Origin of the sequence: Kitasatospora kazusensis (assembly GCF_039529945.1) — a bacterium.
In the GTDB taxonomy this organism is placed as follows: Bacteria; Actinomycetota; Actinomycetes; order Streptomycetales; family Streptomycetaceae; genus Kitasatospora; species Kitasatospora kazusensis.
Window position 1 is genome coordinate 67,489 of sequence record NZ_BAAANT010000035.1, and the last position, 8,400, is coordinate 75,888.

The window sequence follows — 8,400 nt, forward strand, 5'->3', positions numbered from 1 at the left end:
ACCGCCGGTCACACCGGTCAGCGCAGCCTCGTCCCGCACTCGACGAAAGGCACGGGCAGCGTGGCCATCATGGGAACCAGCACCGCTACAGCCGACCGCCACGGTACCGGGATCGGCACAGGGCGTTGCCGGGGCTCGACGCCCTGGCCGACGCCGGGCAGCTCGACCCGGTCATCGAACCCCTGCAACGCCTGGTGCAAGGCGCACCGCTCGGGCGGCTGCGGGGCGTTCTGCAAGGCCGCCAGATCGGCCACCCCCTGCACCCTGCGCTCGTGCAGGGGCCGGTCGGCGCGTGGCTGTCCAGCGCCATGTTGGACCAGGTGCCCGGCTGCGAGCGGGCTGATGGCGCTCGTTGAATTCGGCCACTTCTCGCTCTCGGTCGGCCAGGGGCGCTCTCCCCAGTTCCTCACCTTCCCGCCTGCCGAGCTGCACCCACGCCCCAGCCGCCCGGACCTGCTGTGAGGGGCTCCAGCCGCCTGTGTCCGGCATCGGCCGAGCCGGCCCGTGTGGCGGATCAGCCGATGACGTTCAGGCCGAGGGCGGCGCAGATGTGGGCGGCTTGGTTGGGGGAGATGACGGCGCCGCGGAAGATTGCGGCGGTGGCGATGGTGAGTTCGCCGAGGTCGGCGCCGCGTAGGTCGGCGCCGGTGAAGTCGGCGGCCCGGAGGTTGGCGTCGGCGAGTCGGCAGTCTTCGAGGGTGGTGTCGCGGAAGTCGACGCCGCCGAGGTCGGCTTCGGTGAAGCGGATGCCGACCAGGTGGGAGCCGCGCAGGCTCAGGCCGTTGAGGTTGGCGACGGCCAGGTTACAGCGGTGCAGTGTGAGGCCCAGCCCGCGGTGGCCGGTGAGGCGGGCGCCGATCATGCGGCAGCCGGTGAAGGCGGCGTCGGCGAGCAGGGCGCCGCCCCACCTGGTGTTGGCCAGGTCGGTGCTGTCGCAGGTGAGGTCGCCGCAGTCGGCGTCGGTGAAGTTGGCCCTGGCGGCGCTGCCGCCCTGCCAGCGGGCCTGGTCGAGCAGGGCGCCGGTGAAGTCGGCCGCCGTGGCGGTGCAGTCGGTGAAGACGGCCTCGGCGAGGTGGGCTCCGCGCAGGTTGGCCTCGGTGAAGGTACAGCGGGTGAACGTGCGGGGACGCCGATGGCTCCGCAGGGCCGGGCGCAGGTCCAGGCCGGTGAAGTCGACATCGGTGAGTTCGGCCTCGGTCGCCAGCAGCAGAAGGGGGTCCTGCGGCCGGCCGGAGGGATCGGTGTCGTGGACGGGCTGCGGTGCTTGGGTCACTGGTCGGGCCTCGCTGGGTGGGGTGTCTCGACAGATACATCTCACAAGATACATCTGTTGTGATGCACTACGATGAGGGCATCACCGAAGGACGCTTTCGCAGGAGGATCCGCGTGCCACCACCGACCAGTGCCCTGAACCTCGCCGACCTGCACCAACTCGGCAGGAAGCTCACAGCCGCCGCGACCGCGGCGATGAAGGACACCTCCGACCTGGGGACTGCCGAGCTGCTCGTACTGGAGTGCCTGTACACCACCGGCCCACAGCCGGTGGGGGCCATCGCCCAGCACACCGGCTACGCCCAGAGCCGCTGCTCCACCGTGATCGCCTCACTCCACCAGCGCGGCCTGGTCGAACTGGGAGCCGACCCCACCGACCGCCGCCGCACCATCGCCACCATCGCCGCCCACGCCCATGCCAAGGCCAAGAACGCCAGGAACCGGGACGCCGAACCGACACTGCGCCACCTGCTCCCCGGGCTGTCCGACGCGCAGGTCGACACGGTGATTGCCGCGCTGGCAACGCTGAACGCCGCCCTGGTCGACGCCACGCCGGGCCCCGGCTACCCCGAGCCGTGAGCGCACTGACACCGTCAACGGCGCGCACGATAGCCGCCCCGCCGTTGACGGTGTCGGAAACGGCCTACTCACCCAGCCTCCCCACTGCGTTGATCGTCGGACGGTCTGAGGAGGTCGAGCAGGTCTGGGGAGAATCGCGGATTCTCATCAGGGCCGCGCGCCTGCTCGTCTCGGCAGGCGTGGTCACGGCGGCCTCGGCCGCGCTGACGGGCTGGGTCGACTGGGCCGAGCAGCACGAGCAGCAGCTGCGCACCGGCATCGTGCACGCTGCCTCGCCGGCGGCCGCGGTAGGGCTGTACGGGCGTCGTGGGCCGCCCGCCCGCGCGGGCAGTCCGGCTCGGCCGGAGCCTGGGTCTGGCCGGTTTGGCCGTGCTGGGCGGCGGGGCCGCGCTCGGCGGCCACCGCGCCTACCGCCAGTCCTGGACTGCTTCAGCAAGTGCGTCGTCGGCTGGTCGATCGCCGACCACATGCGCACGTCCCTGGCCGCCGACGCCCTGACGATGGCCGCTGCCCCCCGCGGCACCCTGCAGGGAGCGGTCTTCCACTCCGATCACGGAGCGCAGGGCAGTACCCAAGGAGGCGGCGCTCCGGGCAGCCGCCCGGCAGCGGGCCGACGAAGCCCACCGCACCGCCGACCGGGGGATCGCTACGCCGGTACGGTGCGCGGGCTTGCCGGTGGGTTTCGTCGAGCACGGGAACCGCGACGCCCAGCTGGCCCAGGCCGGACTGGACGGAGCCCAGCTGGTCAGCCGGACGTTGGGCTGACTGAGCGCCACCGAACTGCTCCGGGAAACGACGCAGGAGTGCGTGTATCCGCCCGTACGGTCGTGACCCCTGCGGTGCCGTAGTACAGTTTGCGTCTATTTCCATGCTTTCGGCCCATCAGGAAGAGACTCCTGTGAATGTGCTCCTCTTCGGCGGGACCGGCATGGTCGGGCAGGGTGTTCTGCGCGAGTGTCTGCTCGACGACCGGGTCACCAGCGTCCGCGCCGTCGGCCGGACGCCGCTCGACATCGCCCACCCCAAATTCACGGCCCTCGTGCACTCGGACTTCACCGACTTCACCGCGCTGGCGGGCGAGTTCAAGGACGTCGACGCGTGCTTCTACTGCCTGGGCGTCACCTCAGCGGGCAAGCGCGAGGACGAGTACCGCCGCATCACGCACGACTACACCCTCGCCGCCGCCCGCGCCCTGCCCGACAACCCGTCGCTCACCTTCGTCTACGTCTCCGGCGAGGGCACCGACAGCACCGAGCACGGCCGCTCGATGTGGGCCCGCGTCAAGGGCCACACCGAGAACGCGCTCCTCGCGATGCCGTTCCACGCCTACATGTTCCGGCCCGGCTACATCCACGCGATGCACGGCGAACGCTCCCGGACCCCGGCGTACCGCTGGATCTACCCGGTGGCCTCCCGGCTGTACCCACTGCTGCGCCGCGTCATGCCGGACAAGGTCACCACCACCGAGAACATCGGCCGCGCCATGCTCGCCGTCGCCGGGTGGAACGGCACGGGCGACCACGTCCTGCGCAGCGCGGACATCAACCGGGTCGCCACAGCGGGCTGAGCCCGCCGCGCCCACGCCGGGTCAGGACGGTGCGGCCCGGCCGTCGTCGGAGTCCTAGGCGCCGCAGGGAGTCGCCTGCTCCGCGAGGTTGAATGCCGGTCCGGGACAGTACTCACGCCTCTCAGGAGGCGTCGGCATTGCCTGCTGCCGCGTCGCGGGCCGGCCCGCTCACCCCATTGACCACCGCGCCGAGTTGGCTCGTGAGACGACTCGTGCGGCGTTGGTGGCGGTCCAGCAGGCTGGACACCTGCTCGCGCAAGGTCTGCCGCTGGAGCCCAGCACCGCGCAGACCAGGCGGCGCACACGCACCGCCACGAGCACCCGTCGGCCGTCCGCCGGCACGTCCGCCACCGTCCGGTGATGGAAGCCGTGCACCCGGTCCGTCGGTGTCCCGCAGACCGGGCAGGGCACCGGACCGTCCTGAGTCCGGGCCACCACCCGGATCACCTCGCCCTTTTACAGTTCCGCGGCCGGTCTCGAGGGCGGCCGCTCCGACGCGCAGCAGGCTCCGGTCAGCGGGCGATGTTCCCGTAGAACGGGCCGTAGTAGGAGGCGTAGCGGTCGCGCTGGTCCATCCCCTCCTCATAGCAGTCCGGGACGAGGGAAGGGCCGTGCTTGATCTCGGACTTGGTCCGGTCCACGTACACCTTCTCGTCGGCCTGGTCGACCCTGATGACGGTGCCGGCCGGGAGCAGGACGAGCCGGCCGAAGATCCACGGTCCGGTGTCGACCACGAGGTAGGAGTTGTCGACCACGTCGGAGAGCTGGTCGATCTTGCCGATCGCGCCGTCGACGGCCTCGACGTGGAAGCCGGTCAGATCGGTGCCCGTGATGTGGCCGGCGGTCTCGCGGAAGTCCCAGATGCGGAAGGTGCCGATCTCGTTGGCGTCCATGGTTCCTCCTAGGTCGGTCGCGCCGCCCCGTGACGGCGCGGCCCTGGCGTTCGGCTCCCCCGAATCGCGGAATGCATGCCTCGCGGACGGAGGCAGGGCGAGCGGCGGTCAGACGTCGATCTCGGCCCGGACGAACTTGCCCCCGTCGGCGGGTGTGATGCCCCAGCGGTCGGCGGTCCGGGCCACACTGCGCACACCTCGGTCAGCCGGTGGGAGCGTCCGGCCGGTCGATCTCGGCCCAGAGGGTCTTGCCCTGGTCGTGGGGTACGGCGCCCCAGCGGGTGGAGGTGTGCTGCACGATGAACAGTCCGTGGCCGCCGGGAAGGCCGGGGGTGTGCGGAAGGCGGGGTTCGGGCAGGTCGGGGGAGGCGTCGCTCACCTCGACGCGCAGGCCGGCGGGGGAGATGGCCAGGACGAGTTCGAGGGGGCCGCCGGCGTGCATCATCGCGTTGGCCACGAGTTCGGTGACGAGCAGTCCGGCGTCCTCGGCGTCGGGCCAGGACCAGTCCCGCAGGGCGTCGGCGGTGAAGCTCCGGGCGCGTCCGACCGGCTTGGGCAGTCCGGCGAGGGGCAGGCGGCGGCGCTGCACGGCGGGTGCCGTTCCGCCCGAGCTGCCGTGCACCCGGTCGTCCAGGGCGTCCCGGCTGGAGGTCATGAGCGGGTGCCCCTTCGGATCGGCGCTTCGCTCCGGGCGGCGGCCCGGTCCGCTGTCGGATGGTGCCCGCCCGGCGTGGTGGCGGCCCAGGCGCGGGTACGTGGCGGCCGGGGTCACGGCGCCGGGTTCAGTGCGTCGTCGAGCGACGGGTGCAGGGAGAAGACGCTGTCGGCGCCGGTGATCTCCAGGAGGCGCAGGACGGCGGGGGAGGGGGCCGCCAGGCGGAAGTCCGTGCCGGCCGCCACGGCCGCCGTCCGGGTCCTGAGCAGCAGGTTGAGACCGGTGGAGTCGCAGAAGCCGACGTCGTGAAGGTCCACCACCAGGACCGGCACGCTGCGAGCGACCGCCTCGGTGAGCGCCCGCCTGGCCGCGGCCAGCGACTCGATGTCCAGCTCACCCTGCAGGACGCACACCAGCGCCCGGTCGCCCTCGGCGCGGACCCGGGCGGTCGCCTCCCCACCCGGGGCGCCGGAGCCCCACGGCGTCGCGGCAGGGTCGTTCTGGGTCTGCATGACGCTTCCTTCGCAGAATGTCCTACGGGCTGTTCGTGACTCCGGTACGGCAGCCTAGCGGAGCCGCCCGACCGGAGGGGCGGTTCAGGCGGGGCCGTCCAGGCCTTCGCGCAGGGTCTTCAGGGTGCGGGCGAGCAGCCGTGAGACGTGCATCTGGGAGAGCCCGAGCCGCGCGCCGATCTGGGACTGCGTCAGCTCCTGGGTGAAGCGCAGCGAGAGGATGAGCCGGTCCCGTTCGGGCAGGGCAGCGATGAGGGGCTTGAGGGCGACCATGTTCTCGACCAGGTCGAGCCGGTCGTCGGGGCCGCCGATCAGGTCGGCCAGCGGCGCCGCGCCCTTCTCGCCGGAGGCGGGCAGGTCGATCGAGTCGGTGGTGTGGGCGTTGGTGGCGACCAGGCCCTCGACGACCTCCTCGGCCGGAAGGTCCAGGTGCCTGGCCAGCTCCTCGACGGTGGGCGCCCGGTCGAGGCCCTGGGAGAGCTCGTCCTGCGCCTTGGCCAGGGTGATCCGCAGCTCCTGGAGACGCCGGGGCACGTGGACGGCCCAGGTGGTGTCGCGGAAGTGCCGCCGGATCTCGCCGAGGATGGTGGGGAGGGCGTAGGTGGTGAACTCCACGCCGCGCTCGGGGTCGAAGCGGTCTATGGCCTTGATCAGGCCGACGGCGCCGACCTGGAGCAGGTCCGCGGTGGACTCGCGGTGCGAGGTGAAGCGCCGCAGCGCGAACCGCACCAGGGACAGGTTGAGCTCGACCAGGGTGGAGCGCACGTAGGAGTACTCCCGGGTGCCCTCCTCCAGGGTGGACAGGCGTGTCAGCAGAACGCGCGTCAGTTCGCGGGCGTCCGCCGGGGCCACCTTCTGCGGGTCGGTGACCGACACCAGCTCGGGTACCGCGGGCCGGGAGATACTGGGGGCCGCCGCGGCCGGTGTGGTCTGCTCGTACGGGCGGGCGTCGCGGCTGAGCAGGTCACTCATGGCGGGCATGTCGTCTCTCTTCCTCGGGCGGATCCGGTGCGAAGGCCCTGCTACCCGCTCCGGGCCGACCCATTCGCCCCGGTGTCGTGAAGGTCTGGTGAAGGCTGCGGTGTGCGGACGGTGGGCCTCACGGACCGCCGGCCCCGATCCCGACAGGCAGGTGTCGTCGTCGGCGCCGCTGTGCCGCAGCAGGTGGTCCAACCGCCCCTCCACGGCGGGCCGGCCGTCGCCGGGAAGGGCGGCGGCCGGCCCGCTGAGCGAGAGCAGGCCCGCCAGGGAGGCCTGGACCGACTCGTCGTGGCGCTCGATCAGCCCGTCGGTGTACATCACCAGCGTGTCGCCCGGAGCCAACTCGGCCTGCTCCTCGGCGTAGTCGGCGTGGTCGACGGCGCCGAGCAGGACCCCGGCGGGCTGCGGCAAAGTCCGGGCCTTGCCCTCGGGTAGCAGGACGGGCGGCAGGTGCCCGGCCCGGGCCCAGCGCAACCACCTGGTCACCGGGTCGTACAGCCCGCAGACCGCGGTGGCCCCAAGTGGCCTCGCTGGTTGGGCCGGTGGGTCGGCTGCCGGAGCGGGCAGGAGGCTCGGCGTGCTGCGGCGGCCGAGAAGCAGGATGGCGGGGGCAGTGCGGGTGCGTCGCCCGGGCGCCGGGCAGTGGCTGTGAGGCGCTTTCCTCCTTGAGGGCTGCACAGCGTCTCCCCAAGTCGGCCGTGGGTCAGCGCGGTGGGCGAGGCCGGCGGTCTAGGTGGAGCTCGCGCGGCTGCCGCTGCCGCGTACGGCGCCGGGCGAACGGCACCAGTGCAGGACCAGCGCGCCGGTCAGCCCGAGCACGCCGGCCGAGGCGAGGCCGGCCGCCCGCCGGGCCGTGGCCGGCCGGGTGCGGACGGCCAACTGGCGGTAGGTCGGCCGGACTCGGCTCACCACGTGGTCGGCGGCCGCCTCCAGACCGTCCGCCACTTTCACGGCTTTGGGCGCCAGCCGGTGCAGGGCCCGCCGTTCGGTCCGCTCGGCGGCCCGCGCAGCCTCGGCGGCCGTCTCCTGGGGCGGGTGTGCGCTGTTCACGGGAGGCTCCTTCCAACGGTCCGCCGGCCGCTCGCTGCGGCCGGGGCAGCCGTGAAGGCCCCGACGGGGAACGGGGCCCTCACGGAGGCTGCGCCGCCGGGGGACGACCGGCGCAGCCGCAGGTGTCGCCTTCCCCGCTGACGGTCTTCAAACATCGGGGGAGACGTCGAACGCCACGTCCTCGGTGTTTGGGACTGGCCGCAGCGAGCAGACGGCAGGCACGGAAACGGAGCTGACCGTACGAAAGGTGAGTCTCATGGGCGTCGTCGCGTGGATTCTGATCGGCCTGCTGGCGGGAGCCGTCGCCAAGGCCCTCATGCCCGGCCGCGATCCCGGCGGTGTGATCGTCACCATGCTGATCGGCATCGCGGGCGGACTGCTGGGCGGCTGGCTGGGCAAGGTGATCTTCGGGGTCCACTCCCTCAACGGGTTCTTCCACCTCTCGACCTGGATCGCTGCGGTCGTGGGCTCGCTGCTCGTGCTGATCCTGGTACGCGCCCTGTCGGGCGGCAGGCGCTGACCGCTGCGAACCGACGGGCACGTTCCCAGCCGATTCCCGGCTGCGGAACGTGCCCGTTTCGCGTGCGCCCGGAACTCCGGGCGCACGCGCCGTCCTACCTGCGCTTCGCGCGTCGGCTGCCGAGACGCATCCCGCCGAACACCAGGGTGGCCATGAACAGGACGACCCCGATCACGAGCAGCCAGAGCAGGCCCTTGACCAGCGCGCCGATGAAACCGAACACGACTGCGATGAGCACGATGAACAGGAACAGTGCCATGGCCGTACTCCTCCTCGGATGCTCCTATAGACGTCAAGCCGCAGGAGCAAGGTCGGTTTGCGTGATTCGTTCGGTTGGTGTGCTGGTGAGCGTGCGGTAGACCTCGCGGGCG

General features: G+C 72.1%; 11 protein-coding genes and 2 pseudogenes. 4 read left to right on the forward strand and 9 right to left on the reverse strand.

Going from position 1 to position 8,400, the window contains the following annotated elements; all coding sequences use genetic code 11:
* Positions 1–17: 17 nt before the first annotated feature.
* Positions 18–254, reverse strand: coding sequence for a hypothetical protein (locus tag ABD330_RS24675; protein ID WP_344468169.1), 237 nt, complete (start codon positions 252–254; stop codon positions 18–20).
* Between the two features lie 260 nt (positions 255–514).
* Positions 515–1,273: a pentapeptide repeat-containing protein gene (locus tag ABD330_RS24680; RefSeq protein WP_344468170.1), complete on the reverse strand. Its 759-nt coding sequence runs from the start codon at positions 1,271–1,273 to the stop codon at positions 515–517.
* 113 nt (positions 1,274–1,386) lie between these two features.
* On the opposite strand from ABD330_RS24680, the gene ABD330_RS24685 reads away from it, so the two are divergent.
* The 3 genes and pseudogenes from ABD330_RS24685 to ABD330_RS24695 all read left to right on the forward strand — a co-directional run bounded on the left by ABD330_RS24685 (position 1,387) and on the right by ABD330_RS24695 (position 3,418).
* Entirely contained in the window at positions 1,387–1,851 is a 465-nt protein-coding gene (locus ABD330_RS24685; RefSeq protein ID WP_344468171.1) for a MarR family winged helix-turn-helix transcriptional regulator, read from the forward strand.
* 407 nt (positions 1,852–2,258) lie between these two features.
* Positions 2,259–2,411, forward strand: a pseudogene (locus ABD330_RS24690) (DDE-type integrase/transposase/recombinase); the annotation flags it as partial.
* Positions 2,412–2,749: 338 nt separating this feature from the next.
* Positions 2,750–3,418, forward strand: coding sequence for a Rossmann-fold NAD(P)-binding domain-containing protein (locus tag ABD330_RS24695; protein ID WP_344468172.1), 669 nt, complete (start codon positions 2,750–2,752; stop codon positions 3,416–3,418).
* A gap of 157 nt (positions 3,419–3,575) precedes the next feature.
* On the opposite strand, the pseudogene ABD330_RS24700 reads toward ABD330_RS24695, so the two are convergent.
* The 6 genes and pseudogenes from ABD330_RS24700 to ABD330_RS24730 all read right to left on the reverse strand — a co-directional run.
* Positions 3,576–3,871: pseudogene (locus tag ABD330_RS24700) on the reverse strand (transposase family protein); the annotation flags it as partial.
* 59 nt (positions 3,872–3,930) lie between these two features.
* Positions 3,931–4,311, reverse strand: coding sequence for a PRC-barrel domain containing protein (locus ABD330_RS24705; RefSeq protein WP_344468173.1), 381 nt, complete (start codon positions 4,309–4,311; stop codon positions 3,931–3,933).
* Between the two features lie 202 nt (positions 4,312–4,513).
* Positions 4,514–4,966 carry an ATP-binding protein gene (locus tag ABD330_RS24710; protein ID WP_344468174.1) on the reverse strand — a complete coding sequence of 151 codons (453 nt, stop codon included), beginning with the start codon at positions 4,964–4,966 and terminating at the stop codon, positions 4,514–4,516.
* A 113-nt stretch (positions 4,967–5,079) separates the two neighbouring features.
* Positions 5,080–5,478 (reverse strand): STAS domain-containing protein, encoded by a 399-nt coding sequence (locus ABD330_RS24715; protein ID WP_344468175.1) that lies wholly within the window; start codon positions 5,476–5,478, stop codon positions 5,080–5,082.
* An 84-nt stretch (positions 5,479–5,562) separates the two neighbouring features.
* Positions 5,563–7,137, reverse strand: a complete 1,575-nt coding sequence (locus ABD330_RS32535; protein ID WP_425555628.1) for a SigB/SigF/SigG family RNA polymerase sigma factor — start codon at positions 7,135–7,137, stop codon at positions 5,563–5,565.
* A gap of 51 nt (positions 7,138–7,188) precedes the next feature.
* On the reverse strand, positions 7,189–7,509 hold the full coding sequence (locus tag ABD330_RS24730; protein ID WP_344468176.1) for a hypothetical protein: 321 nt from the start codon (positions 7,507–7,509) through the stop codon (positions 7,189–7,191).
* 256 nt (positions 7,510–7,765) lie between these two features.
* Here ABD330_RS24730 and ABD330_RS24735 point away from each other — a divergent pair, with 256 nt between their 5' ends.
* The gene (locus ABD330_RS24735) at positions 7,766–8,029 is read left to right on the forward strand and encodes a GlsB/YeaQ/YmgE family stress response membrane protein (protein ID WP_344468177.1); all 264 of its coding nucleotides are present in this window, start codon (positions 7,766–7,768) and stop codon (positions 8,027–8,029) included.
* 94 nt (positions 8,030–8,123) lie between these two features.
* Here ABD330_RS24735 and ABD330_RS24740 read toward each other — a convergent pair whose 3' ends face one another.
* Positions 8,124–8,288, reverse strand: coding sequence for a hypothetical protein (locus ABD330_RS24740; RefSeq protein ID WP_344468178.1), 165 nt, complete (start codon positions 8,286–8,288; stop codon positions 8,124–8,126).
* Positions 8,289–8,400: the final 112 nt, after the last annotated feature.